Consider the following 24,537-nt stretch of genomic DNA (forward strand, 5'->3'; position numbering starts at 1 on the left):
CGCAACCTCGCGGCCCGCCGTCCGGCGTGACGGTCGAGCCATATTACGAAGAAATAAATCAGCAATAATTCACAGGTGAATGTCTCAATCACTCGAAAAAAGCACTGTCAAGCGTCGCGTGCGCATCGCGACGGCGCCGCGGTCGCAAACGGCCCGTCGGGCCGGCCACGGGCGGGCCGGCGACGGTCATCGGGTCACGCGGAGAAAACGGGGAACTGACAGCGTCAGGACGGCATCCGGCGCGCCGCCAGATACGCGAGTTGCGCGCGGTTCTGCACGTTGAAAAGTTTTTCGAGCGAGCGGATGTGGTGGCCGACCTTGTGCAGCGACGTGCGCAGCGCGCTCGCGATCTCCTGGTCGGACAGCCCGTGCACGAGCCGGTCGAGCACCTGCTGCTGCTCGTCGCCGAGCGCGAAGCCGCGCATCCGTGCGATGCGTGCCTCGAGGAACGGCAACGCGACACGATGCACCGCGAGGCTCACCGACAGCGCGCCGCCGATCACGCGATCATCGATCCATTCGGTGCCGTGCGTCTCCGACGTCACGTTCACCGCGACACGCAAATCAAGACGCGGCGCCGACAGGCCGAACAGCACGCCGCTGTTCATCGCATGCGCGCGCAGATGGCCGGCGAGCGCCAGCATCTTGCGGTCGCCGCTGCCCTGCGCGGCCGCCTCGATCTCGTCGAGCCGCCACGCGACCGGAAAGCCGCTCTGCCGCACCTGCGCGAACCGCGGGTCGCTGTCGTAGAGCATTCCTTCGATGAACGGCTGCATGAACGTTGCGGGCGCGAGGTCGCGCAGCAGATGCGCGCACAGGATGCGCCGCCCGATCATTTCGAAAGCGCCATAACCGAGCGTACTGAAACCGATTTGCCGCAAGCGCGCATGGCATTGCGCGAAATCGACCGGAGCAAGGTCGGTTTTACCGGATTCAATTTGAGCGCCGGTAAAAACGTCGTGCCCGATTGCCTGATATTGATTCGAATAAGCCGCAGTCGTTGCGATATCGGCCTGCGAAAACCACTCGACGCGTGGTGCGCCGTCAGCATATGTCATGAGGAGCCCGCCCTTTCCCAATATGTGAAACTGCGCCCCGTCACGATCTGGTCTTTTCTTTATGGATTGTCTGGTCTTCGTTATAGGCGTGCGAATAGGAATCTTCCGCCGCCATTAGTATTACGGCATATTACGCATACACAGGCATTTTTGTACAATGCCCCCGCGTTTCGTCAGGGATGACGATCGGCGCATATCACACGATGCTCGATCGCACCGCCACGAACGCCGTACACGATACGGCCGCCGCCAGGCGATGCGCGTCGATTCCGAGGGATGGCACATGTCCGATATTGCATTGCATGAAGAAGCGGTCGCCCCAACCTTTCCCCGCCCGACGCACGGGTTGAACGCGTGCCCGGACGTGCTGCGGGAGCGCCCCGTGCAGGTCGTCTGGTGCGACGACGTGAAGCGCGGCGAACTCACGCAGCCGCACGCGCCGAAGCTCGGCGTCGCCGATACGCTCGCGCACGCGCAGAGCACGGCCGAGCGCAGCCGCATCGTCGCGAGCCTGCTGCACCTGACGGGCTTCTCGACGTTCGCGTACTTCGCGCTCGAATTCGCGCACGAGCGCGTCGAAAGTCTCTACCTGCACGAAGCCTTCACGCCGGCCACCTATCGCGGCGACTACGTGCGGCACAACCATCACGACATCGATCCGCGCACGCTCGGCGCGCGTGTGTGCAACATGCCGATCGTGTGGGACCTGCAGCAATTGCGCCGCGAACACCGCGAGCGCGACGCCGGCCCGCGCGCGACGCCGGCCGCGCTCGACGGCTTCCTGCAGACGATGCAGGACGACGGGATGTGCAGCGGCATCATGTATTCGATGGCCGTGCCCGGTACGCGGCTGCATGCGTTCATGAGCTTCACCGCGCCGCGCCGCACGCGCGAATGGATCACGCCGGCGACGATCGAGCAGGCGCTGTCGATCGGGCTGTCGGTGCACAAGTTCGCGTCGCCGCAACTGATCTCGACGTCGCGCGAACGTGCGGTGAACGGGCTCACGCCGTTCGAGCAGGAACTGCTGCTCGGCATCGCCGAAGGCGCCTCCGACAAGGAGATCGGCCGGCGCCTCGACACCAGCGCACACAACGTCGACTATCACCTGCGCAAGCTGCGCAAGCGCTTCGGCGTCGCGAACCGCATCCAGCTCACGTACCTGACGTCGAAGCTCGAGCTGATCTGACGATCGCGCGGCGTGCACGGCCTGTCGCAAACGGACGCGTAAACGCACATGCCGGCCTCGCGGGCCGGCATGTACGGGTTGCGGCGCGGTGCCGGGTCCGGCGCCGCTTCCTGGAAGACGACCTGCGTTACTTCAGCAGCGTCATCTGCACTACCTTGACGATCACCAGACCGACCGCGATCACGAGATAGCCGCGCAGCACGGCCATCCAGATTCGCGTCACGACCGTCATGTTCTGCGGCTCGAGCGTGTCGAGCGGCGGCATGCGCCACGTGTCGCGCAACGAGCGATCGACGGCCGGCTCGACCACGCGCTTGTTGCGGCGGATCAATACCGTGGCGATATAGCCCGTGATCGCGAGCACGGTGCCGCCGACCAGCACGTCGACGATCGCTTCGCCGCTGATATCCGGATACATCACCGATGCCGTGAGGATGATCGACAGCAGCACGAGCACCCAGATCACCGCGCCGGTGAACACGTTGAGCTTCGTCGAGTTGACCCACGGGCCGAGCACCTGGCGGTCGTTGCACAGCACCAGCAGGAACACCGTCGCGCTCGGCAGCAGCACGCCTGCGAGCGTCTGCACGGCTTCGGTCAGCAAGCCGAGCGGGCTGCCCGGAATCAGCACGAGCGTGGCCGCGGCCGCGACGATGCCGAAATACACGAGATAGAAGCCCTTCGCATCGGACACGCCGCGGTGCAGCGAGTGGCGGATCTTGAACACGTCGCCGATCGCATAGGCCGTCGACAGCGATACGGCCGCCGCGCCGATGATGCACGCGTCGAGCAGCGCCACCGCGAACAGCGTCGCGCTCGTGCGGCCCGCATACTTCTCGAGGCCGGCGATGATGCCGCCCGCATCGGTGAAGTTGCCGGCTTCCGGATGCCCGTTGAACAGCGCGGCGCTGAACCCGATCATCGCGACCGCGCCGATCAGCACGAACACGATACCGATCCACAGGTCGGCCTTCTCATACTTCATGAAGCGCGGCGTGATGCGCTTGTCGATCACGTAGCTCTGCTGGAAGAACAGCTGCCATGGCGCAACCGTCGTGCCGACGATGCCGATCACGAGCAGCATCACGTCCGACAGCTTCGCGTGCGCGGGCCAGTTCGGCACGAAGAAATCGCGCGACATCTGCGCGACGGGCGGATGGATCGACACGAGCACCGGCACGAGCAGCAGGCTCAGCACGCACAGCCCGATCGCGAACCGCTCGAAGCGCCTGAAGTCGCCGGTACTCACCGCGGCCATGGTCAACGCCGCGGCCACGCACACGCCGGCCACCTTCGGCAGCCCGAAGAAATCCAGCACGAACGTGATGCCGATGAACTCGGTGACGATGGTGAGCGCATTGAGCAGGAACAGGTCGATCACGCTGAACGCGCCCCAGAACTTGCCGAAGCGTTCGAAGATCAGGCGTGCGTGGCCGACACCCGTGACCGCGCCGAGGCGCAGCACCATTTCCTGGTTCACGTACAGCACGGGCACGAGCAGCAGCAGCGTCCACAGCAGCGTCGTGCCGTAGTTCTGGCCGGCCTGCGTGTAGGTGCCGAATGCACCGGCGTCGTTGTCGCCGACCATCACGATGAGGCCCGGGCCGATGATCGCGAGCAACGTGCGCAAGCGCGCCCACCACGTGCCGCGCGAGCCGGTGTCGTGATGCGCGATCGTACCGAGCGCACCGCGGATGTCGCCCAGGTGGGCTTCGTCGAGCACGGCGCTGCGTTCGACGGCGATCGGTGGAGAAACGTTGGATGGCGTGGACATGATGTGTTCCGTACGGCTAATGGTTATTCGATGCGATGAGCGTGTGGTCTTGGAATGCGCACGTGGCGCCTGCCCTCGGGCAGTTGCACGTGCGCATGCCGAGACGCGCTCGGTGCGTCATTCAGCGGATCAACGCTTTCAGCTGGTTCAACAGGCGGGCGAACACCCGCGGACGGGCGTCGAGCGTCAGCATCGCTTCGTAGTGGTTGCGCGATTCGGTGACGTGCGGGAGATTCGACAGCAGAAGGCCGAAGTTCATGATCTGGCTCCGTGCGGCGACGGCAGGCTGCCGGCCGCGTGTGGGGCGCGGGGCCAGTCCGGGGCCTGAACGACGTGTCAGGCTAGTCGGCCGGATTGTCCCTGCGACCCGGGTTCAAAAGGGTCGGTGCGTGCAACGGGCATAAGGGACAACTGTCACTGTCGTTCATGGCGGCTCCTGTGCGGTGTTCCGGAGAACACGGTTGACCGCCGTCAGGCGGGCGGGCCGGCATTCGCGATGCCTGAAAAGGCGTGCGCGAACACGGCCGCCTGCCGGGCGGCGGTGAAACCGGCGGGCGCATGCGAAAACGCATCACGCTAACCGGCGCGAATCAGGGTGCACGTAGGAATTTGCTGCGGAATACTGCTGCGCGCACCGTTTGCCTGGAGACAAACGGCGGCTTCGATGAGGCGCGGACGTCGGTCGCTCAGGCGGAAATTTCGTTCGAAGATCGACTACTGCAGGCGTCCAAGGCGGCGGCCCCAAGAGTGAAGATGCCGGATTCTATGGACCGCCCAAAAGTGAAGTCAACCCCTCCAAACCCCATTTCTCGAAATAAATTTCGCGCGTCGCGGCACTGAAAGAATTGCCCTTGAAAACACGTGGCGCAACCTTTCAGGGCATGCGGTGCAGCCGGGAGGCGATGCGTATGAACAACGCGGCGGCGCGTCCGGTCGCGCGCCTTCGTCGCCGATCCGTTGCCGATCCGTTGCCCGCCCCGTGCCGGAACGGGCCGCCGAAGTGCCCGCGCAACGTGCGCCGTTTTTTATGCGTTTTTTACTTGCGCTGCAGCAAACGACGCGAATACAATCCGCCGCAATTCATCAAGGGAGTCCCTCCGTGGACACATGCTCTAGTTGCAGTTCGATGCCGGTCCAGGCCGGCCAAGCCATCGCGAGATAGCAGCCAGACGCATGTCTTTCGCCGCTAACTCGCATTCGTCGGGTTAGCGCGCTTCCTCCCGAGCCGGTCATCGCCGGTTCGTCCGTTGCACGCTCCGTTACGTTCCACCCTCCGATCGCAGGCCGCGTCATGCGCCCGCGCTCGACCACGTCGTCCGGCCCGAGCCGGACACGACGGAGGCAGCGTCATGTTTTTTCAATCGTTCGCGGTCAGACTCAAGCGCATCGTGCATGTCGCATGCGACCGCTCATTCGTCTCCGGCCTGTCGCCGCTCGCCCACGCGTTCAGCAACTGGCGCGGCACGGCGCTCGCCCACGTGCCGGCGGCGCCCCGCCCGCTCGACTGCCTGCTGGTCGCCGTCATGGCCGCCGCGGTCGCCCTCGTCGCGCTGCTGTGCTCGGCTGCGCCGCGCCTCGGCTTCGCGCAGGTGGGCCGCATCGGCGGCTGGCTGCCGTAAGCCCCTCCGTCGTGCGGCAGCGCCAGGTGCCGCCGCGCGGTCGTCTCGCCACGCTTCCCGCATCACGTTCTCGTTTCTTCAGCCTAACTAATCAAACCGTCAACGGAACCCACATGAAGAACTACCTCGAACCCGTCCCGCGCAAGCGCCGCGTCAATGCGCTCGCCACGCTGCTGCTGTCGCTCGCCGCCACGCCCGCGTTCGCGCAAGCGCCGTCGCCGGCCGCGGCCGAACCGGCGGCCGGCGCCAGCGACGCCGCCGCGCCCGCACAACAGGCCGCCGATGCTGCCGCGCCCGCTCCCACCGGCTTCTGGGAACGCTCGAACCTGCTCGGCAACATGGGCGGCCTGCGCGACGTGCTCGGCGATCACGGCATCACGCTGAGCCTGCAGGAAACCAGCGAGTACCTGTACAACACGTCGGGCGGCACGCATCGCGGCGGCGCGTACCAGGGGCTCACGCAATTCGGTTTCAACGTCGACACGGGCAAGGCGGTCGGCCTGCCGGGCGGCACGTTCAACGTGTCGGCGCTGCAGATTCACGGCACCAACCTCACGCAGCGCTATCTGCAGACGCTGCAGACCGCGACCGGCATCGAGGCAAATTCGACCACGCGCCTGTGGGAGCTCTGGTACCAGCAGTCGCTGCTCGACGGCAAGGTCGACGTGAAGGTCGGCCAGCAGAGCGTCGACCAGGAATTCATGGTGAGCCAGAACGCGGCGACGTTCATGAACGCCACGTTCGGCTGGCCCGTGCTGCCGTCGACCGACCTGCCTGCCGGCGGCCCCGCGTATCCGCTGTCGTCGCTCGGCGTGCGGCTGCGCGTGAAGCCGTCCGATGCGTGGACCACGATGGTCGGCGTGTTCGACGGCAACCCGGCCGGCCGCAGCGACGGCGATGCGCAGGTGCTGAACGCGCACGGCACCAACTTCAACCTGCGCAGCGGCGCATTCGTGATCGGCGAAGTGCAGTACGCGCTGAACGCGCCGCCCGCCGACCCGAAGGCGCCGCAACCGGCCGGCCTGCCGGGCACGTACAAGCTCGGCTTCTGGTATCAGTCGCAGCATGCGAACGACCCGCGCTACGGCACCGACGGCCTGTCGCTCGCAGATCCCGCCAGCAACGGCATTGCCGCGACCCATCGCGGCAACTACTCGTTCTACGCGGTCGCGGACCAGATGGTATGGCGGCCGTCGGCCGACAGCCCGCGCTCGGTCAACGTGTTCGCGCGCGTGATGGGTGCGCCGGGCGACCGCAATACCGTCGATTTCGCGGCCAATGCAGGCGTGACGCTGAAGGCGCCGTTCAAGGGACGCGACAACGACGTCGCGGGCATCGCGGTCGGCTACGCGAAGATCGGCTCGCATGCGCGCGGCCTCGACGGCGACACCGGCGTCTACACGACGTCCGGCTATCCGGTGCGCCGCGCGGAGACGGTCGTCGAAGCGACATACCAGTACCAGGTCGCGCCGTGGTGGCAACTGCAGGCCGACCTGCAGCACTTCTTCCGTCCGGGCGGCGGCATCCCGAACCCGAACGCGGCCGGTGCGCGCATCGGCGACGAAACGGTGGTCGGCGTACGCACGACGATCACGTTCTAAAGCAGGCCTGAAGCAAACACGGGCCGGACGGCCGCTTGCGCGACAGTCCGGCCCGTGCGTTTTCTTACGGTGCCAGCGCGCCGCGCGTCACTCGCCGTACAGCCCGAGCAGTTTCAGCGTGACGCCGTTGGTCCAGCCGAAGCCGTCCTGCAGCGGATATTCACCGCCCCCGCCGCCGCCCGTGCCGGCGCCTTCGACCACGTACTTCTCGACGAGCTTGCCTTCGGTCGCATACACATGCTTCACGTCGGACAGGAAGCGCGTGCCGATGTCCTTCGCAAGCGCCGGTTCGCCATAGCGGCGCAGCCCGTCGATCGCGATCCACTGCAACGGCGCCCAGCCGTTCGGCGCATCCCACTGCTGCCCGGTGTTCTCGGTGGTCGTCGCGAGGCCGCCCGGCTGCAGCAGCGTCTTGCGCACCTCGCGTGCGGTCGCCTTCGCGCGCTCGGGCCACGCCACGCCCGCGGACAACGGATACAGCGCAGCGGCCGTCACCGCGTCGCGCGGCTTGCGCAGTTGCCAGTCGTAGTCGCCGTAGTAGCCGCGGCGGTTCCATAGATAGCGATTGATCGCGGCCGCCCGCCGCGCAGCGCGCGCGGAAAAATCGGTCACGCATGCCACGTCGCGCGTGACCGCGCAGCCCTTCACGATCGTCGTCTCGAGATGGAACATCAGGCTGTTCAGGTCGACCGGCACGATCGACGTCGTGCGGATCGTCGCGAGCGTCTTGCCGTCGCCGAACCAGCGCGAGCTGTAGTCCCAGCCGCTTTCGGCGCCCGCGCGCAGGTCGCGGTAGACCTCGTTCGCCGGACGCGCCGGCACCGACTTCGCGGTCGTCACGTCCTCGAGATACGACTCGTCGCGCGGCGTATCGCTCGCGTCCCAGTAGCGGTTCAGCACCGCGCCGTCGGGCATCGCGACCACATGGCGCGTGGCCTGCCCGCGCGGCGTCGTGGCTTCGCCCTGCATCCAGTACGCATGTTCCTTGCGCAGTGCCGGCAGGTATTTCTGATAGACCTTGTCGCCTTCGGCCTGCGCGGCGAGCGTGACCATGTACGCGAAGAACGGCGGCTGCGAGCGGCTCGCGTAGTACGTGCGGTTGCCGTTCGGGATGTGCCCGATCGTGTCGATCAGATGGGCGAAGTTGTCGAGCATGTTGTCGACGAGATCCTCGCGGCCCGACACCTGCAGCCCGAGCATCGTGAAATAGGTGTCCCAGTAGTAGCCTTCGCGGAAGCGGCCGCCGGGCACGACATACGGCTTCGGCAGCGGGATCAGCGAGCTGTACGGCGGCACCGTCGTGCTCGTGCGCGTGAGCTGCGGCCACAGCCAGTCGATGTGCTGGCGCAGCGTCTGGTTCGGCGGCGGCGTCACGCCGCCTTCCGGCGGCGGCGTGAAATGCTGGGCGACGAACGCCTTCAGCGAGAAGCCCGGCTGCGATTTCTGTTGCTGATACAACTGCACGATCGTCGCCGGATCGCCATCGGGCGTCGCGTCGACGAAGGTCTTCTGGTCGGGATAGAGCTGCGCGGTCTGCACCGCGACGAACAGGTCGCCGTAGAGCTGGCTCGGCGGCGGCAGCAGCGTGCCCGAGGCGGGAGCGGCAATCGCGGCCGTAGCCGGCGGTGCCGACTGGGCAGCTGCCTGCGCGGCGGCCTGGTTCGCGTTGTCGGCCTGGGCGGCGCAGCCGGCAACGGCGAGATACGCGACGGCCAGCGCGGCAGCCCAGCGAAGACGCGGCGTAGGTGGCGCGAGAGGTGGTGAGAGTCGAGCTGAGTAACGACTTGAGAAGCGACTCGAGAAGCGCGATGCGATCGATGCGGCACGACGTGACGTCATGACGTGTCCCCTCCTTTCGATGGTGAGTGGGTCGGCACGAGGTCTCGTTCGCGCGCGCGCTCGTCTCGATGGCCCTCGATCGATGCGCGTCGTTTTGTGGTGCGAGTGGGTCTGACTGTCGCACGAAACGTGCACATCAAGCAAGTTTCGATTCGTGCAACTCGCGCAGATACAGATAACCGGACATGGCCCGCGACGCGCGCGCGTCGGGCGCGGCGCATCGCGCAGCCCGAGCGCGCACAACAGCGCCATGCAGTCGTTCTTTCCACGCCGCCGCCAACCGAGACGACTGTTGCAACATGCGGAACAACTGTTGTCGTACGTGACTCAACGGTCACATTGTGGGCATAATGCCGTCTTTACCGCGCGCCCAGCCCATGTCGCCCGTCTTTCTAGCACCGCTCATCGTTGCCTGTGCGTTGTTCATGGAAAGCGTCGACGCGAACATCATCGTCACCGCCCTTCCCGCGATGGCGAGGGACTTCGGGCACAGCCCCGTCACGTTGAACATTGCGATCACGGCCTACGTGGTCGGGCTCGGCGTGTTCATTCCGATCTGCGGCTGGCTGGCCGACCGCTTCAGCGCACGTTCCGTATTCCGCACCGCGATCGGCATCTTCGTCGTCGGCTCGCTGATGTGCGCGGCCTCCAATTCCCTCGGCGTGCTCACGTTCGCGCGCTTCATCCAGGGCGTGGGCGGCGCGATGATGGTGCCCGTCGGCCGCATCATCATCTTCCGCGCCGTGCCGCGCTCGGACCTCGTGCGCGCGATGAACTACCTGGCGATTCCCGCGCTGTTCGGGCCCACGGTCGGGCCGCTCGTCGGCGGCTTCATCACGACCTACCTGCACTGGCGGATGATCTTCTTCATCAACGTGCCGATCGGCATCTACGGGATCTATCTCGCCAGCAAGCACATCGCGAACACGCGCGAGCCCGATCCGGGCCCGCTCGACTGGTTCGGCTTCCTGCTGTCGGCCAGCGGCGCCGCGCTGCTGCTGATGGGCCTCACGCTGATCGACGGCTCGCTCACGTCACGCTCGAACGCGCTCGTCATGTGCGTGGCCGGCACCGCCCTGCTCGCGCTGTACGTACCGTACGCGCGCCGCAAGGAGCGACCGGTGCTCGACCTCAGCTTCCTCAAGATCCCCACGTATCACGCGAGCGTCGTCGGCGGGTCGCTGTTCCGTATCGGCCTTGGCGCGGTGCCGTTCCTGCTGCCGCTCGCGCTGCAGGAAGGGCTCGGCATGAGCGCGTTCCACTCGGGGCTCATCACGTGCGCGTCCGCGTTCGGCGGCGCGATGAGCCGCTCGACGGCCACCCATACGCTGCGCCGCTTCGGCTTCCGCACGGTGCTGATCTACAACGCGGCCTTCGCGGGGCTCGCGATCGCCGCGTACGGCGTGTTCCATCCCGGCATGGCGACCTGGGCGATCTGGCTGATCGTGCTCGTCGGCGGCATCTTCCCGGCGCTGCAGTTCACGAGCCTGAACTCGATGATCTACGCAGACATCTCGCCGCGCGACGCGGGCCGCGCGACGAGCCTCGGCAGCGTCGTGCAGCAGATGTCGCTCGGCCTGGGCGTGACGGTCGCCGGCCTCGTGCTGCACATTTCGCACTGGCTGCAGGGCCATCAGAAGATGATGTGGTCGGATTTCTGGCCCGCGTTTCTCGTGGTCGGGCTGTGCTCGTTCGCGTCGATTCCGATCACGCGGCGGCTGCCGCCCGGCGCCGGCGACGAAGTCGCGCGCGGCAAGCGGCAATAGCGATCAGGCAGACGGGCGGGAAATCACGAGAGGGGCCAAACGGGCAAAAGGAAAAACCGCCCGCGAAGCAAAACCGGAAAATACAAAAAAATCAGCGGACATCCACACGGGGCCGGTGCACAGCCGCATGGATGTCCGCTCAGGGCTCCGGGTCTCCCGATGGGGGTTGAGAATCCCGGATTCACTTCCTGCGTGCCATGGACATATGTGCGTCGGAAGCAAAATCGTTGCGCGTGTTTATCGTTGCGCCATGAACTGCACTATAGGGAAACTTGCGCAACGCATCTGTCAAGCATTGTCAGACGCGGTGCATCGGCACGTCGCACGCGCGCGCCGCTTTCGCGCTAAAGTGGTTCCCGACCATCACTCCCGGCCGCCCTTCCGATGCTTACGCTCTCGACCGCCGCCGCCCGCGCGCTGCATCTCGCCGCGCAAGGCCTGCTGACGCCGCCCCGCCGCAAGGCAACCAAATCCGACGTGCTCGACACGATCCGCCGGATGGCGCAGCTGCAGATCGACACCATTCACGTCGTCGCGCGCAGCCCGTATCTCGTGCTGTTCAGCCGCCTCGGCGATTTCTCGCCGCAGTGGCTCGACGAACATCTCGCCGAGGCGCGCCTGTTCGAATACTGGTCGCACGAAGCGTGCTTCCTGCCGGTCGAGCAGTTCGGCCTGATGCGCTACAAGATGCTCGATCCGTCGGGAATGGGCTGGAAATACGCAGCCGAATGGCATGAGCAGAATCGTCCCGACATCGAGCGGCTGCTCGCGCGGATTCGCGCCGAGGGCCCGGTACGGTCGGCCGATTTCGCCCGCGAAGATGGCGTGAAGGGCAACGGCTGGTGGGATCGCAAGCCCGAAAAGCGGCACCTGGAAGTGCTGTTCACGACGGGCGACCTGATGGTGTCGGAACGCCGCAATTTCCAGCGCGTGTACGACGTGCGCGAGCGCGTGCTGCCCGACTGGGACGACACGCGCGACCTGCCGCCGCGCCACGCCGTGCTGCCCGCGCTGCTCGACTACACGTGCCGGGCGCTCGGCGTCGTGCGCGCGGACTGGGTAGCCGACTACTATCGGCTGCCGCGCCGTTCCTACCGCGCGGAGCTCGAGCGGCTCGCGGACGCGGGCGACCTGATCCCGGTGACGATCGAAGACTGGAAGGAGCCCGCCTACGTGCATCGCTCGCTCGAAGCGTTGCTGCCGGCCGCGGAGGCCGACACGCTGCGCTCGACGGTCACGACGCTGCTGTCGCCGTTCGATCCGGTGGTATGGGACCGGCGGCGAGCGTCGACGCTGTTCGGATTCGACTACACGATCGAATGCTATACGCCCGGGCACAAGCGGCGTTACGGCTATTTCTGCCTGCCGGTGCTGCATCGCGGGCGGCTGGTCGGGCGCATCGACGCGAAGGCGCATCGCACGCTCGGCACGTTCGAACTGAAGGCCGTGCATGTCGAGCCGGGCGTGCGGTTCGGCACGGGGCTCGCGGCGGATGTCGCGAAGGCGGTGAAGAAGCTCGCGGCGTGGCACGGCACGCCGGAAGTCACGGTCGGGCAGCAGGCCCCGCCGGAGCTGATGAAGGCGCTGGCCGGCGCGTAGCCGCCCACGCAGCCGGCTGGCACGGCGGCGGCGCGGATGTCTACGCGCCGGCCGTCAATCAGTCGCGCAGCTTGCGGAAACGCGGCGTGCCGTCTTCGAGGTTCCCGTTGAACATCGCTTCCGGCCGGACCCACAGCCCGCGCGCATGCGGCCACAGATGTTCGTACACGACCACCGATTCCTCGGTTTCGGAATGGCGGGCGACGCCGATGTAGCGGTACAGCCCGCCCTTGTAATGGCGATGCGTCGCGAGCTGTTCGGCTTCCTGTTCGGTCATGATGGGCTTCTCTTCGGCAAAAACGGAAAGCGCGTATTGTATGCGCTGCGCCGCGCGTCAGCGTTTCGCGTAGATGTCCGGGCGGCGGATCTCCATCATCCGTTCGGGATTCGCGCACGGCTCGAAGCCGACCGGCCGATACAGCGCATGCGCATCGGACGTCACGAGCATGATGCGGCGCAGGCCCTGCACCATCTCCTGTGCAAACACGTGGTCGATCAGCGCGCGGCCGTAGCCGTTGCCGCGCTCGGCCGGCAGCACGAACACGTCGCACAGGTAAGCGAACGTCGCGTGATCGGTCACGAGCCGCGCGAACCCGACGAGCCGGTCGCCCACGTAGGCGCCGAAACACAGCGAGCCCTCGATCGCCCGCTCGACCACGTCGCGCGGAATGCCCTGCGACCAGTACGCGTCGCGATGCAGGAAGTCGAAGATCGCGTCGACGTCGAGTTCGCGCTTGTCGGTGGAAAATCTCAGCGTGGCGGGGGTGGCAGCGGGCACGTCGGTCTCCGGTTGGGGTGGCGGAAGGCGAGACGCTGACGATACCGCGCGGCGCGGCGGGCTACAAGCGGCGACACTTGTCGTCACGGCCAGACGGCGCGCATGCTCATTCCGGGACGATTCTGGTGTGTAACGAGGCTGGCGCCGTCGACTTGTACAGCAAACCGTACACATCTATCGACTGTGCTAAACTTGTACCGTTATATGTACAAGTGAGGCAATCATGCGCACGATTCATTTTTCGGATGCCCGCGGCAATCTGAAGACTGTTATCGACCAGGTCGTCGACGATGCGGACGTGACGCTCATCACGCGCCGCGATGCACCGAACGCCGTCATCATGTCGCAGGACTACTACGACAGCCTGATGGAGACGGTGCACTTGCTGCGCTCGCCGGCCAACGTCGCCCATCTCGAGCGTTCGATCGCACAACTACGCAAGGGCAAGGCAAAGGAACACAAGCTCGCGGCGGATGACGAATGAGTGTACGCCGCGTGCTCTTTACTTCCGACGCGTGGAACGACTATGTCTACTGGCAGGGGCAGGATCGCAAGACGCTCAAGCGCATCAACCAGCTCATTCGCGAAGCCCAGCGAACGCCGTTCGAAGGCATCGGCAAACCCGAACCGTTAAAGGCAAATCTCTCCGGCTTCTGGTCGCGCCGTATCGACGACACGAACCGTCTGGTCTACGAGGCTGACGACTTGCAGATCAGCATCGTGTCCTGCCGCTACCACTACGAATAGCATCGCCCCGCGGCTCATGGCGCCCGCAACGCGCGATCTGCCTTGCAACGCTTCAACGGCAGCGGCCGCGCCGCGACTATCCGCGTCACCTCGCGCGTGCGCGGGTCAATTTCGAGGTCGAGGCATGCGCAACCGTAGCCATGCCCGCCGGCGTTGGTGACGACCCAGCCCTTCGTCGACATGTCGGGCATCTTGTCGAGGCCCGGTACCGGCTCGTTGCCCATCGTCAACAGTGTCCAAGTGCCGTCCTTGTCGTTCAGCCACCAGTTGGCCGGCGACGGATTCTCAAGCCATCCGCAGCGCTTTTCCGGTGCGGCAGATACCTGCGTCGCGGCTGCCGCCGTAAAGGCTGCACCCAGCATCCACATTGCAAGACGTGCACGAGTGATTGTCATGTGATCGATCCGGAAACGAATGTGCATCGGGAAACCGCCATTGCGGGTGCCGGACAGCATACCGGGCTTTCTCTCGCATGTCGCTCGTCCGCACCAGCCGTCCGGTCGCCTCGATCGTCGCGAGCGGCGACTACGAGATCGGCTTTCAGCAGATTCGGTGACAATGTCACCTGCCCAACAAGTGCACCATGCCGCTCCATGCCCTACCGCCTCATCGCATTCGACTTCGACGGCACCCTCGCCGATTCGCTCGACAGCTTTCTCGCGGCGCTGTCGGAAGCGTCGCGCATGCACGGCTTTCGCGACGCCACGCCCGACCTGCGCCCGGCGCTGCGCGGCATGTCGGCGCGCGACATCATTCGCGCGCTCGACGTGCCGATGTGGAAAGTGCCGCGCGTGACGATCGACATGCGCCGCCTGATGCAGCCGCGCGTCGCGCAAGTGGCGCTGTTCCCCGGCGTCGACGAAACGTTCGACGCGCTCGCCGCGCGCGGCATCCGCATCGCGATCGCCACGTCCAATACCGAGGCGATCGTGCGTGACCGGCTCGGCCCGCACGCCAGCAGCCGTGTCGAGCATTTCGCGTGCGGCATTCCGCTGTTCGGCAAGGCGCGTCGCCTGCGCGCGCTCGTTCATGAGGCCGGCGTGCGCAGCGACGAAGTGCTGTACGTCGGCGATGAAATCCGCGACGCCGACGCGGCACGTCGCGCGCGCATCGCATTCCAGGGCGTCGCGTGGGGCTACACCGCGCCGGACGCGTTGCAGGCGCATTGCGCGACACCGTTGCTGCCGCGTCTCGACGCATTGCTCGATCGCGTGTGACGCATGCGCGTGCTGCGCGCATCCGGTTCGCCCCATCGCGCGATGCGCACGTCATCGCACGACACAGCCGCACGACGATGAAATGCGGATGACACCCACGTGCATCCCGCACGCGTCATGCACGCAAAAATTGCCGCCGTCGCACACGCAACAGGTACGCACTACCTGTCGGCGTGCTGGCTCACCGATTCGTCTTACTATCCGTTACACAAACCACAGCGCGGTTGCACCTGCTACCGGATCGCTCTCCTAGAATCAGTCGGGCCGGGAAACACTTCGACCGGCGCCGCGGCAGAGAGGCGGTCGAATCCGGTCCGGGCGCGCCCGGTCTCTCGCACAGCGACGGATCACATGATCCGTTTTTCAACCAGAGCCCCGATTGAAAGGAGGTCCCATGAACCGCTTTCCCCAACTCTCGCGCCTTGCTTTGTCTGCCGCTGGCCTGCTGCTCGTCGCCGTGACGGCGACCGCGCAAACCGCACAACCGGCACCGGCCTCGCCGAACGCACCGGCCGCCGCCGCGACGCGTATCCACGAAGCCGACCAGGCCTTCATCACCGACGGCACGAAGACCGTGTCGACGCAGCACGACGCGGCACGCATCGCCGATTCGCGCACGTCGGACAGCCAGGTCAAGGCGTTCGCGCAACGCGTGTCGACCGACGATGAAAAGATCATCCAGGCGATGCGCGCAGCCAGCCCGCGCGGCGTCGACGTGCCGGCCAACGATCCCGACACGGCCGTGCTGAGCAGCATCAAGAACCTGCGCGGCGCCGAGTTCGACAAGGCGTATATCGAGCAGGTCGCGCTCGCCGGCCAGCAGAAGACCATCTCGGCATTCCAGGCCGAAATCGCGTCGGGTCGCGACACGAAGCTGAAGGAAGTCGCACGCCAGTCGCTGCCGATCCTGCAGAAGCACTACGCTGACGCGCAGAAGCTCGCGGAACGCCACCACCTCGCATCGGCGCAGTAACGCGCCGCGGCGCCGCGCATCACGCGCGGCGCACTGCTTCCCCCTGTCGTCGCGTCGCCGCTCCCCTTCCGGCGGCGCGACGCACGTCATATGTCACGCTTCACGCGTGACACGTTACGTCGCGAGCTTCGCCAGCAGCCGCGCACGCACCTCCGGCCATTCGTCGTCGATGATGCTGAAGCGCACCGAATTGCGCTTGCGGCCATCCGGCATGATCCGTTCGTGCCGCACGATCCCTTCCTGCTTCGCACCGAGCCGAAGGATCGCCGCGCGCGATTTCTCGTTCAGCTCGTCGGTCGTGAACTGCACGCGCACGCAGTGCAGCACGTCGAACGCATAGCCCAGCAGCAGCCATTTCGCTTCGGTATTTGCGCGCGTGCGCTGCGCCGATTCGCTCAGCCACGTATGGCCGATCTCGAGCTTGCGGTTCTTGCGATCGATCTTCCAGAAACGCGTGCTGCCGATCACGCGGCCCGATGCGCGATCGACGATCGCAAACGGCATCACGGTGCCGGCCGAACGCCCCTGCAATGCGGTGTCGATATACGCGTCGATCGTCTCGGGGCCCGGCACGACCGTGACCTTCAGGTTCCACAGCTGGCCGTCGGCGGCCGCGTCCAGCAGCGCCTGCCGGTCGGATGAATCGAGCGGCCTCAGTTCGACGTGTTCGCCGGTGAGGATCGGTGGTTCGAGGGAAGCAGAAGCGTCGGTCATGAAGGATTCCGGAAAGTGGTGGCGATAGCGGCGAAACACCGATCATACGGCCGCGTCAGCCGAGGAGCGCGGCCAACCGGCGGCGAATCGCCTTTGCCTCGCCGCGCAACGCGTCGCCAAACGCATCGACGAGCAAGCTCTTCGGCCGGTGCTCGGGCACGATCACGCTGACCCGGTACGGAAACGATCGCGTGAGCGGCCGCACGTGCAGGTCGCGCCCGACGAAATCGAGCGCGGTCAGCGGATTGACGATCGCGGCACCGAGCCCCTGCCGCACGAACGCACACACCGACACGGCCGACGGTGTTTCGACGACCGAGCGCGGCGCCACGCCGAGCTGCGCGAACGCCTCGTCGATCAGGATGCGGTACGGATCGTTCAGCGACAGGCTCACGAACGGGCGATCCGCGAGATCCGGCAGATCGATCGCGTCCTGCGCGAGCAGCGGATGGCCGTCGGGCAGCACGCACACTTCGTCGACTTCGAGCAGCGGCGTGAGCACGGTGCCGGCCGGCGCGACGTCGCGCTCGGTCAGCCCGAGGTCGTAACGCTGCGCGGTCAGCCACTCTTCGAGCACCGGCGATTCCTGCGTCGCCACCGACACGCTGACGCCAGCATGCTGCTCGCTAAAACGCCGGCACGCACCGGGCAGGATCGCGTGCGAGAACGCCGGCAGCGCGATCACCGACAACTGACCGTCACGAAACTCGCGCAGGCGCGCGGCGGTTGCCGCGACACGTTCAAGCCCCACATACGCGAGCCGCACGTCGTCGAACAGCGTGAGCGCGGCCATCGTCGGCCGCAGCCGGCCGTGCGCACGCTCGAACAGCGCGAAGCCCACGACCTGCTCCATGCGCGCAAGCTCGCGGCTGATCGTCGGTTGCGACGTATAGAGCATCTCGGCTGCGCGTGTCGTGCTGCCGGTGACCATCAGCGCGCGAAAGACCTCGATATGGCGGTGCGTGAGCATGATCGGCTATATCAGATATGAATCGAATGTCGATAAACAGGCATTTTACTGGATAGGCAATCTGGCGCATCATTCCCGTTATCCGTTCATTCGACCCGATTCATCTGCCATGTCTCTCGATTCCCGCCAGCTCGCGACGCTCGCGCAGCAATACGGCACCCCGCTGTGGGTGTACGACGCCGACGTCATCCGCGACCGCATCGCCCAACTGCGCCAGTTCGACGTGATCCGCTATGCGCAGAAGGCGAACTCGAACGTCCATATCTTGAAGCTGATGCGCGAGGAAGGCGCGTGCGTCGACGCCGTATCGCTCGGCGAGATCGAGCGCAGCCTCGCGGCCGGGTTCAGCCCCGCCGGTGAGCCGGAAGGCGTGGTGTTCACGGCCGACCTGATCGACCGCCCGACGCTCGCGGCCGTGCTGAAGCACGGCGTGACCGTGAACGCCGGTTCGCTCGACATGCTCGCCCGCATCGGCGAGCACGCGCCCGGCCACCGCGTGTGGCTGCGCGTCAACCCCGGTTTCGGCCACGGCCACAGCAACAAGACCAACACCGGCGGCCCGCAGAGCAAGCACGGCATCTGGATCGACGACGTGCCGCGCGCGATCGAGATCGTGCGCCAGTACGGGCTGAAGCTCGTCGGCATCCACATGCATATCGGCTCGGGCGTCGACTACGGCCACCTGTCGCAGGTGTGCGATGCGATGGTCGATCTCGTCACGTCGCTCGGCCATGACATCGACGCGATCTCGGCCGGCGGCGGCCTGTCGATCCCGTATCGCGACGGCGAGCCGCGCGTCGACGTCGGTCACTACTTCAGCCAGTGGGACGCCGCGCGCAAGCGGATCGAGCGTCACCTCGGCCACCCGGTGCGCATCGAGATCGAGCCGGGTCGCTTCCTCGTCGCCGAAGCCGGCACGCTCGTCACCGAAGTGCAGGCCGTCAACCGCCGGCCGAAGCACGACTTCGTGCTGATCGACGCGGGCTTCAACGACCTGATGCGCCCGTCGATGTACGGCAGCTACCACGCGGTGTCGGTGCACACGCACGATGGCGCGCTGCCGGCCGGACGGCCGCTCGTCGATCTCGCGATCGCCGGGCCGCTGTGCGAATCGGGCGACGTGTTCACGCAGGACGCGGGCGGCGTGGTCACGCACCGCAAGCTGGCGCAGCCGCAGATCGGCGACCTGCTGTTCCTGCATGATGCAGGCGCGTATGGCGCGTCGATGTCATCGAACTACAACAGCCGGCCGCTCGCACCGGAAGTGCTTGTCGATCGCGGCGCGCCGCGGCTGATCCGCCGCCGGCAGACCATTGAAGAACTGCTCGCGCTCGAAACGTTCAAGTAACGCCTGCATGACGGAACGGGGTGCGCGGCCTGCGCGCCCCGGCCGCCCCCTACCTCACCGTCACGCGCACGTCGGCACCCGCCGCGCGCCACGCCTTCAGCAACGCCGCGCGCCGCCGTGGATAGCGCACCTCCAGCGGTTCGAGCGCGACGATGCGATCCGTCCGGAAATGCCGGAAATCGTTCCGGTCTTCGCACCACGCCGCCAGGATCCGCACGTCATTGAAATAGCCGAGCGCGAACGGCCACACGATCCGTTCGTCGATCGTTTTCCGGCGCTCGCCCGCATAGCGGATCCCGAGCTTGCTTTCGGTGCGGATCGCCGCGCGCACGACACCCATGTCGATGGTTTCGCGGTCCACGATCGTGCGCGGGCCGACGAGCAGTGTCGTGCATTCCATCTCGCGGCGCAGCTCGGCCGGCAGCACCGCGGAAATCTTCGCGAGTGCATCGGCAGCCGCCGCCGTGAGCTGCGCATCGGCAAACTTCCCGACCCAGCGAAAACCGAGCATCAGCGCTTCCAGTTCCGCCTGCGAAAACATCAGCGGCGGCAGCATGAATCCCGCACGCAGCACATAGCCGATACCGGCCTCGCCTTCGATGTCCGCGCCCTGTGCCTGCAGCGACGCGATATCGCGATAGACCGTACGGAGGCTGATGCCGAGCTCCCCGGCCAGCACGCGGCCGCTCACCGGGCGGCGGTGGCGCCGCAGCACCTGCAGCAGCGAGAGCAATCGTTCGGCACGCGTCATTGTTCCATGCTGCCACTTTCTGACAGCATCCGTTCATAGAATGACACGCATCTTAATCGAACCCTGGATGGCTCCGCATGACTTCCCCGAATCTCGTTCTTCTGTATGTCGAGGACCCGGCGCGTAGCGCGCAGTTCTACGAGCGCCTGTTCGGGCGCGCGCCGGTCGCCGCGTTTCCCACCTATGCGGCGTTCACGTTCGACAACGGGCTGCACCTGGGCCTGTGGTCGACCAGCGCGCGCGATTTCGTGTCGGGCGGCGCCGGCCACCGGTCGGAACTAGCGTTCATGGTCGACGACGACCGCGAGGTCCAGCGCCTGTACGACGCATGGCAATCGCTCGGCGTGCCGTTCGAGCAAGCGCCGATGACGGCCGTGTTCGGCCTGACGTTCGTCGCGCTCGACCCGGACGGCCACCGCTTGCGCGTGTGCACGCCGGACGCTTGAGTGCGCACGGACGCGACCTTCGACCGGTCGCGCCCGCGCATCGGTTCAGGCTTGTACGTCAGCCCGCGCGCCGCACGGGCGCCATTTTCGAGAAGTACTTCGCACCCGCCACGCAGCCGACCACGACGACCGTCACCGCGACCATCGACGGCGGCACCGTCTCGTGCAGCAGCCCGGCCGCCAGCAGCAGGCCGAAGAACGGCTGCAGCAGCTGCAACTGACCGACCCCTGCGATCCCGCCGAGCGCGAGCCCGCGATACCAGAACACGAAGCCGATCAGCATGCTGAACAGCGACACGTACGCGAGCCCCCACAGCGCGGCGGCATCGACGCCGTCGAACGACACGGGCCAGGTGAACCACGTGAGCGGCAGCATCAGCGGCAGCGACAGCACGAGCGCCCACGAGATCACCTGCCAGCCGCCGAGCTCGCGCGACAGGCGGGCGCCTTCCGCGTAGCCCAGCCCGCACGCGACGATCGCGGCCAGCATCAGCGCATCGCCGACCACCGACGCCTGGCCGCCGTTGCGCAACGCAAACGCGGCCACCGCGCCGCTGCCGATGATCGAGAAGATCCAGAACGGCAGCCGCGGCCGTTCGCCGCCGCGCCACACGCCGAACAGCGCGGTCGCGAGCGGCAGCAACCCGACGAACACGATCGCGTGCGCCGATGTCACGTGCTTCAGCGCAAGCGCCGTCAGCAACGGAAAGCCGATCACGACCCCGAGCGCGACGATGGCGAGCGACACCGCCTCGGCACGTGTCGGGCGCCGCTGCTTCAGCCCGACGAGCAGCAGCAGGCCGAGCGCGCCGGCGATCGTCGCGCGCACAAAGGTGAGGAACAGCGGATCGAGCCCCTGCACCGCGATACGTGTCGCGGGCAGCGAGCCACTGAAGATGATCACGCCCAGCAGGCCGCTGAGCCATCCGTCGGTCGTCTTTTGCACGGGAAATCCTGAACGGGGAAAGTGGATGACCGATGATCCGCCGCCCGCGAAAAGCGCGTAAGCTACAGACCAATACAATTCGGACAAACTGTACTGGACAACCAGCCGTACAGTTCATTCTTCGCCATGAGCCAGGCCGCCCCGCTTCCCGTTCCACCCACCCCGTCGCGCACGCGGGTGGAAACCGTGATGGATACGTTGCGTGCACGCATCGCGAGCCGCGCGCTGGTGCCCGGCGCGCGCGTGCCGTCGATCCGGATGATGGCGGACGCGCTGGGCGTGTCGAAATCGACCGTCGTCGATGCGTACGAGCGGCTCGCGAGCGAAGGCGTGCTGGTCGCGCGGCGCGGCTCGGGTTTCTATGTGTCGGGGCATGCGCCGCCGCTCGCGCTCGCCGATCTCGGCCCGCAGCTCGATCGCGGGCTCGATCCGCTGTGGCTGTCGCGCCAGTCGCTCGAAGCGGCGCCGACGTCCGTGAAGCCCGGTTGCGGATGGCTGCCGCCGTCGTGGCTGCCCGACGAGAGCCTGCGCCGCGCGCTGCGCGCCGCGTCGCGCGACGAAGCCGACGCGCTGACCGACTATGCGACACCGCTCGGCCTGCCCGCGATGCGCCAGCAGCTCGCCTGGCGACTTGCGCAGCACGGCGTCCAGGCCGAACCCACGCAGATCATGCTGACCGACGGCGGCTCGCACGCGCTCGATCTCGTCTGCCGGCTGCTGCTGGAGCCGGGTGACACGGTCGTGCTCGACGATCCGTGCTACTTCAACTTCCAGGCGCTGCTGCGCGCGCACCGTGCGCGGATCGTCAGCGTCCCGTACACGCCGAACGGCCCCGATCTCGCGCGCTTCGAGCAGGTGCTCGCCGAACACCGGCCGCGCCTGTACATCACCAACTCCGCGCTGCACAACCCGACCGGCGCGACGCTCGCGGCGCCCGTCGCGCACCGGCTGCTGACGCTCGCGGCCGAACATGGCCTGCTGATCGTCGAGGACGACATCTTCGCGGATTTCGAGAGTACGCCGGCCCCGCGCCTCGCGGCTTTCGACGGGCTGTCGCGGGTCGTGTCGATCGGCAGCTTCTCGAAGACGCTGTCGGCCGCGATCCGCTGCGGCTACGTCGCCGCGCGCCCGGAATGGATCGAGGCGCTCGTCGACCTGAAGCTCGCGACGTCGTTCGGCCATGCGCAGATCGGCGCGAACGTCGTCCACCGGCTGCTCGTCGACGGCACGTACCGGCGCCACGTCGACAGCCTGCGCGCGCGCCTCGCTGACGCGATGGGCGAAACGCTCCGGCGCGTCACGCGCGCCGGGCTCAGGATCTGGACGGAGCCGCGCGGCGGCCTGTTCGTGTGGGCGGAGTTGCCCGACGGGCTCGACGCCGCACGCGTCGCGCGCCATGCGCTGGACCACGACGTGGTGCTCGCGCCCGGCAACGTGTTCAGCGCGTCGCACGGCGCGACGTCGTACCTGCGCTTCAACGTGTCGCGCTGCAAGGGGCCGGCGGTGTTCGATGCGCTGGCGCGGGCGATGGAGGCGGTGCGGGCGGCACCGCACGACAGCGGTGCGCGGCCCACTGAGCCTGCCCGCGCGTGAACGTCGCGTCACTCGGCGTCGCCGGCCGATCGCGGCGCGATCGGTCGATCCGGTACGTTCGCCGTCGATCCGCGCGACACGATGTAGTACAGCAGGCCCGGCACGACGATCCCGACGATCCACGACACGTCCACGCCGCCAAGCGCATCGACCCACGGCCCCGTATAGAACCCGGTCGCGACGAACGGCATCTGCACGAGCACGCCGAGTGCATAGACCACGATGCCCGCGACGTTCCAGCGCCCGTAGCGGCCGTCGGGATCGAACAGCGCCGACACGTCGTAGCGTCCGCGCGTGACGCAGTAGTAGTCGACGAGGTTGATCGCGCTCCACGGCGTGAAGAACACGAGCAGGAACAGCAGAAACGACGAAAACGCCTTCAGGAAATCGTGCTGTCCGGCGAGCGCGATGCCGCTCGATGCGGCGACAGTCAGCAAAACGAACACGATGCGCGTGCGCGGTGAAATCTCGCGCCGGCCGCCGAATCCGGTCAGGATCGCCGCAACCGACATGACACTGCCGTACGCATTGAGCGTCGTGATCGTCAGCTTGCCCAGCGCGATCGTCAGATAGAGCACGGCGGCGATCGCGCCTGTCGCGCCGAGGCCGACAATGAACGCGACCTCGTGCCCCGAAAAGCGATCGCCGGCGAGCGCGGCGGCCAGCACGCCGAACGTCATCGACACCTGCGCGCCGATCACGGTACCGGCGAACACCGCGAGAAAGGTCTTCCTGGGCGACGTCGACTTCGGCAGGTAGCGGGAATAGTCGGCGACATACGGGCCATAAGCGATCTGCCACGACGCGGACAATGACACCGCGAGCAGAAACGACGCGAGCGTGAAATGACGATTCGCGAGCAGCACGCTGAACGCATGCCCGTGCAACAGGCTCGCGAACAGGTACAGGAACGCGAGGGTGCCGACGATACTCGAGACGCGGCCCATCGCATGAATCGTGCGATAGCCTAGGCCCGTGAGCAGGACGATGAGCGCCGAGAAAATCAGAATCGCCGTGGCATGGTCGACGCTCAGCAATTCCGAGATCGCCTGTCCGGCCAGCACCGTACCGCCCGCCGAGAATCCGACATACATCACGCAGACGAGCACGAGCGGCACGATCGCGCCGTACACGCCGAACTGCACGCGGCTCGAGATCATTTGCGGCAACCCGAGCTGCGGCCCTTGCGCGCCATGCAGCGCCATCACCGCTCCACCGAGCATCTGCCCCGCCAGCAGGCCGATCAGCGACCAGAACACGTCACCGCCCAGCACCACCGCGAGCGCGCCGACGACGACCGCCGTGACCTGCAGGTTCGCGCCGAACCACAAGGTGAACTGACTGAAGAGATTGCCGTGGCGCTCGGCTTCGGGAATGTAGTCGATCGAGCGGCGCTCGATCAGCGATGAATGGGCGACGGGTGAAGCGGTACGTTCCATGCTCGGCTCCTGACCGGTGGAAAACTGCGCTTGGGAATCGCTCGGACCCTGGAGCTGTTCCAGCCGGTCGCGCAAACGCACCCGGGTGTGCGTCGACGGCGACCGGCCGGCGAAGCCGGAAAGGTCCTGTGCAGGGTTCGCGCGCCGACCCAACGGGAAGACGGTGCGCG

Annotated in this window: 24 protein-coding genes; 12 read left to right on the top strand and 12 right to left on the bottom strand. The window is 66.7% G+C overall.

Going from position 1 to position 24,537, the window contains the following annotated elements; genetic code table 11:
• Positions 1-224 precede the first annotated feature (224 nt).
• Complete coding sequence (locus tag CFB40_RS27765) at positions 225-1,058, bottom strand: helix-turn-helix transcriptional regulator (RefSeq protein WP_089432986.1); 834 nt, start codon at positions 1,056-1,058, stop codon at positions 225-227.
• 283 nt (positions 1,059-1,341) lie between these two features.
• On the opposite strand from CFB40_RS27765, the gene CFB40_RS27770 reads away from it, so the two are divergent.
• Positions 1,342-2,247 carry a helix-turn-helix transcriptional regulator gene (locus CFB40_RS27770; RefSeq protein WP_089432987.1) on the top strand — a complete coding sequence of 302 codons (906 nt, stop codon included), beginning with the start codon at positions 1,342-1,344 and terminating at the stop codon, positions 2,245-2,247.
• A 127-nt stretch (positions 2,248-2,374) separates the two neighbouring features.
• Here the strand turns inward: CFB40_RS27770 and CFB40_RS27775 are convergent, their stop codons facing one another.
• Positions 2,375-4,021 (bottom strand): Nramp family divalent metal transporter, encoded by a 1,647-nt coding sequence (locus CFB40_RS27775; RefSeq protein ID WP_089427047.1) that lies wholly within the window; start codon positions 4,019-4,021, stop codon positions 2,375-2,377.
• Positions 4,022-4,142: 121 nt separating this feature from the next.
• A complete protein-coding gene (locus CFB40_RS38815) occupies positions 4,143-4,280 on the bottom strand; it encodes a hypothetical protein (protein ID WP_174972134.1) in 138 nt (45 codons plus the stop codon).
• Positions 4,281-5,370: 1,090 nt separating this feature from the next.
• On the opposite strand from CFB40_RS38815, the gene CFB40_RS27780 reads away from it, so the two are divergent.
• On the top strand, positions 5,371-5,640 hold the full coding sequence (locus CFB40_RS27780) for a hypothetical protein (protein WP_089432988.1): 270 nt from the start codon (positions 5,371-5,373) through the stop codon (positions 5,638-5,640).
• Between the two features lie 113 nt (positions 5,641-5,753).
• The gene (locus CFB40_RS27785; protein WP_089432989.1) at positions 5,754-7,241 is read left to right on the top strand and encodes a carbohydrate porin; all 1,488 of its coding nucleotides are present in this window, start codon (positions 5,754-5,756) and stop codon (positions 7,239-7,241) included.
• A gap of 87 nt (positions 7,242-7,328) precedes the next feature.
• On the opposite strand, the gene treA is transcribed toward CFB40_RS27785, so the two are convergent.
• Positions 7,329-9,080: an alpha,alpha-trehalase TreA gene (gene treA, locus CFB40_RS27790; RefSeq protein ID WP_089432990.1), complete on the bottom strand. Its 1,752-nt coding sequence runs from the start codon at positions 9,078-9,080 to the stop codon at positions 7,329-7,331.
• Between the two features lie 377 nt (positions 9,081-9,457).
• Between treA and CFB40_RS27795 the strand changes: the two genes are divergently transcribed.
• Both CFB40_RS27795 and CFB40_RS27800 read left to right on the top strand, forming a co-directional pair.
• Entirely contained in the window at positions 9,458-10,846 is a 1,389-nt protein-coding gene (locus tag CFB40_RS27795; protein ID WP_089427043.1) for an MFS transporter, read from the top strand.
• Between the two features lie 384 nt (positions 10,847-11,230).
• Complete coding sequence (locus CFB40_RS27800) at positions 11,231-12,445, top strand: winged helix-turn-helix domain-containing protein (protein WP_089432991.1); 1,215 nt, start codon at positions 11,231-11,233, stop codon at positions 12,443-12,445.
• Between the two features lie 58 nt (positions 12,446-12,503).
• Here CFB40_RS27800 and CFB40_RS39240 read toward each other — a convergent pair whose 3' ends face one another.
• Both CFB40_RS39240 and CFB40_RS39245 read right to left on the bottom strand, forming a co-directional pair.
• Positions 12,504-12,722, bottom strand: a complete 219-nt coding sequence (locus CFB40_RS39240) for a DUF1653 domain-containing protein (protein ID WP_006480837.1) — start codon at positions 12,720-12,722, stop codon at positions 12,504-12,506.
• Positions 12,723-12,779: 57 nt separating this feature from the next.
• Positions 12,780-13,223, bottom strand: coding sequence for a GNAT family N-acetyltransferase (locus CFB40_RS39245; protein WP_089427041.1), 444 nt, complete (start codon positions 13,221-13,223; stop codon positions 12,780-12,782).
• Positions 13,224-13,446: 223 nt separating this feature from the next.
• On the opposite strand from CFB40_RS39245, the gene CFB40_RS27810 reads away from it, so the two are divergent.
• Together CFB40_RS27810 and CFB40_RS27815 are read left to right on the top strand one after the other, a co-directional pair.
• On the top strand, positions 13,447-13,707 hold the full coding sequence (locus CFB40_RS27810) for a type II toxin-antitoxin system Phd/YefM family antitoxin (protein ID WP_060968669.1): 261 nt from the start codon (positions 13,447-13,449) through the stop codon (positions 13,705-13,707).
• Entirely contained in the window at positions 13,704-13,970 is a 267-nt protein-coding gene (locus CFB40_RS27815) for a Txe/YoeB family addiction module toxin (RefSeq protein WP_089432992.1), read from the top strand. The genes CFB40_RS27810 and CFB40_RS27815 overlap by 4 nt, the downstream gene beginning before the upstream one ends.
• 14 nt (positions 13,971-13,984) lie before the next feature.
• Here CFB40_RS27815 and CFB40_RS27820 read toward each other — a convergent pair whose 3' ends face one another.
• The gene (locus CFB40_RS27820; protein WP_217481522.1) at positions 13,985-14,425 is read right to left on the bottom strand and encodes a DUF4087 domain-containing protein; all 441 of its coding nucleotides are present in this window, start codon (positions 14,423-14,425) and stop codon (positions 13,985-13,987) included.
• 138 nt (positions 14,426-14,563) lie between these two features.
• Between CFB40_RS27820 and CFB40_RS27825 the strand changes: the two genes are divergently transcribed.
• Both CFB40_RS27825 and CFB40_RS27830 read left to right on the top strand, forming a co-directional pair.
• Positions 14,564-15,187, top strand: coding sequence for an HAD hydrolase-like protein (locus CFB40_RS27825; RefSeq protein WP_089427037.1), 624 nt, complete (start codon positions 14,564-14,566; stop codon positions 15,185-15,187).
• Positions 15,188-15,581: 394 nt separating this feature from the next.
• Entirely contained in the window at positions 15,582-16,160 is a 579-nt protein-coding gene (locus CFB40_RS27830; RefSeq protein ID WP_089427036.1) for a DUF4142 domain-containing protein, read from the top strand.
• Between the two features lie 114 nt (positions 16,161-16,274).
• On the opposite strand, the gene CFB40_RS27835 is transcribed toward CFB40_RS27830, so the two are convergent.
• Positions 16,275-16,874, bottom strand: coding sequence for a GNAT family N-acetyltransferase (locus tag CFB40_RS27835; protein WP_089427035.1), 600 nt, complete (start codon positions 16,872-16,874; stop codon positions 16,275-16,277).
• A 55-nt stretch (positions 16,875-16,929) separates the two neighbouring features.
• Positions 16,930-17,844 (bottom strand): LysR family transcriptional regulator, encoded by a 915-nt coding sequence (locus tag CFB40_RS27840; protein WP_089432994.1) that lies wholly within the window; start codon positions 17,842-17,844, stop codon positions 16,930-16,932.
• A gap of 109 nt (positions 17,845-17,953) precedes the next feature.
• Between CFB40_RS27840 and lysA the strand changes: the two genes are divergently transcribed.
• Positions 17,954-19,192, top strand: coding sequence for a diaminopimelate decarboxylase (lysA, locus tag CFB40_RS27845; RefSeq protein WP_089432995.1), 1,239 nt, complete (start codon positions 17,954-17,956; stop codon positions 19,190-19,192).
• Positions 19,193-19,241: 49 nt separating this feature from the next.
• On the opposite strand, the gene CFB40_RS27850 is transcribed toward lysA, so the two are convergent.
• Entirely contained in the window at positions 19,242-19,943 is a 702-nt protein-coding gene (locus CFB40_RS27850) for a helix-turn-helix transcriptional regulator (RefSeq protein WP_089432996.1), read from the bottom strand.
• A 77-nt stretch (positions 19,944-20,020) separates the two neighbouring features.
• On the opposite strand from CFB40_RS27850, the gene CFB40_RS27855 reads away from it, so the two are divergent.
• Entirely contained in the window at positions 20,021-20,389 is a 369-nt protein-coding gene (locus CFB40_RS27855; RefSeq protein WP_089432997.1) for a VOC family protein, read from the top strand.
• 58 nt (positions 20,390-20,447) lie between these two features.
• Here CFB40_RS27855 and CFB40_RS27860 read toward each other — a convergent pair whose 3' ends face one another.
• On the bottom strand, positions 20,448-21,335 hold the full coding sequence (locus CFB40_RS27860) for a DMT family transporter (protein WP_089427030.1): 888 nt from the start codon (positions 21,333-21,335) through the stop codon (positions 20,448-20,450).
• A 126-nt stretch (positions 21,336-21,461) separates the two neighbouring features.
• Between CFB40_RS27860 and CFB40_RS27865 the strand changes: the two genes are divergently transcribed.
• On the top strand, positions 21,462-22,928 hold the full coding sequence (locus CFB40_RS27865; protein WP_089432998.1) for an aminotransferase-like domain-containing protein: 1,467 nt from the start codon (positions 21,462-21,464) through the stop codon (positions 22,926-22,928).
• An 8-nt stretch (positions 22,929-22,936) separates the two neighbouring features.
• On the opposite strand, the gene CFB40_RS27870 is transcribed toward CFB40_RS27865, so the two are convergent.
• A complete protein-coding gene (locus tag CFB40_RS27870) occupies positions 22,937-24,367 on the bottom strand; it encodes a purine-cytosine permease family protein (RefSeq protein WP_089432999.1) in 1,431 nt (476 codons plus the stop codon).
• Between the last annotated feature and the right edge of the window lie 170 nt (positions 24,368-24,537).

Source organism: Burkholderia sp. AU31652 (assembly GCF_002223155.1).
In the GTDB taxonomy this organism is placed as follows: Bacteria; Pseudomonadota; Gammaproteobacteria; order Burkholderiales; family Burkholderiaceae; genus Burkholderia.

Coding starts and splice junctions, on each gene's coding strand:
- CFB40_RS27765 (WP_089432986.1), bottom strand. CDS start 1,058: ATGACATATGCTGACGGCGCACCACGCGTCGAGTGGTTTTCGCAGGCC.
- CFB40_RS27770 (WP_089432987.1), top strand. CDS start 1,342: ATGTCCGATATTGCATTGCATGAAGAAGCGGTCGCCCCAACCTTTCCC.
- CFB40_RS27775 (WP_089427047.1), bottom strand. CDS start 4,021: ATGTCCACGCCATCCAACGTTTCTCCACCGATCGCCGTCGAACGCAGC.
- CFB40_RS38815 (WP_174972134.1), bottom strand. CDS start 4,280: ATGAACTTCGGCCTTCTGCTGTCGAATCTCCCGCACGTCACCGAATCG.
- CFB40_RS27780 (WP_089432988.1), top strand. CDS start 5,371: ATGTTTTTTCAATCGTTCGCGGTCAGACTCAAGCGCATCGTGCATGTC.
- CFB40_RS27785 (WP_089432989.1), top strand. CDS start 5,754: ATGAAGAACTACCTCGAACCCGTCCCGCGCAAGCGCCGCGTCAATGCG.
- treA (WP_089432990.1), bottom strand. CDS start 9,080: ATGACGTCACGTCGTGCCGCATCGATCGCATCGCGCTTCTCGAGTCGC.
- CFB40_RS27795 (WP_089427043.1), top strand. CDS start 9,458: ATGTCGCCCGTCTTTCTAGCACCGCTCATCGTTGCCTGTGCGTTGTTC.
- CFB40_RS27800 (WP_089432991.1), top strand. CDS start 11,231: ATGCTTACGCTCTCGACCGCCGCCGCCCGCGCGCTGCATCTCGCCGCG.
- CFB40_RS39240 (WP_006480837.1), bottom strand. CDS start 12,722: ATGACCGAACAGGAAGCCGAACAGCTCGCGACGCATCGCCATTACAAG.
- CFB40_RS27810 (WP_060968669.1), top strand. CDS start 13,447: ATGCGCACGATTCATTTTTCGGATGCCCGCGGCAATCTGAAGACTGTT.
- CFB40_RS27815 (WP_089432992.1), top strand. CDS start 13,704: ATGAGTGTACGCCGCGTGCTCTTTACTTCCGACGCGTGGAACGACTAT.
- CFB40_RS27820 (WP_217481522.1), bottom strand. CDS start 14,425: ATGCTGTCCGGCACCCGCAATGGCGGTTTCCCGATGCACATTCGTTTC.
- CFB40_RS27825 (WP_089427037.1), top strand. CDS start 14,564: ATGCCCTACCGCCTCATCGCATTCGACTTCGACGGCACCCTCGCCGAT.
- CFB40_RS27830 (WP_089427036.1), top strand. CDS start 15,582: ATGAACCGCTTTCCCCAACTCTCGCGCCTTGCTTTGTCTGCCGCTGGC.
- CFB40_RS27835 (WP_089427035.1), bottom strand. CDS start 16,874: ATGACCGACGCTTCTGCTTCCCTCGAACCACCGATCCTCACCGGCGAA.
- CFB40_RS27840 (WP_089432994.1), bottom strand. CDS start 17,844: ATGCTCACGCACCGCCATATCGAGGTCTTTCGCGCGCTGATGGTCACC.
- lysA (WP_089432995.1), top strand. CDS start 17,954: ATGTCTCTCGATTCCCGCCAGCTCGCGACGCTCGCGCAGCAATACGGC.
- CFB40_RS27850 (WP_089432996.1), bottom strand. CDS start 19,943: ATGACGCGTGCCGAACGATTGCTCTCGCTGCTGCAGGTGCTGCGGCGC.
- CFB40_RS27855 (WP_089432997.1), top strand. CDS start 20,021: ATGACTTCCCCGAATCTCGTTCTTCTGTATGTCGAGGACCCGGCGCGT.
- CFB40_RS27865 (WP_089432998.1), top strand. CDS start 21,462: ATGAGCCAGGCCGCCCCGCTTCCCGTTCCACCCACCCCGTCGCGCACG.
- CFB40_RS27870 (WP_089432999.1), bottom strand. CDS start 24,367: ATGGAACGTACCGCTTCACCCGTCGCCCATTCATCGCTGATCGAGCGC.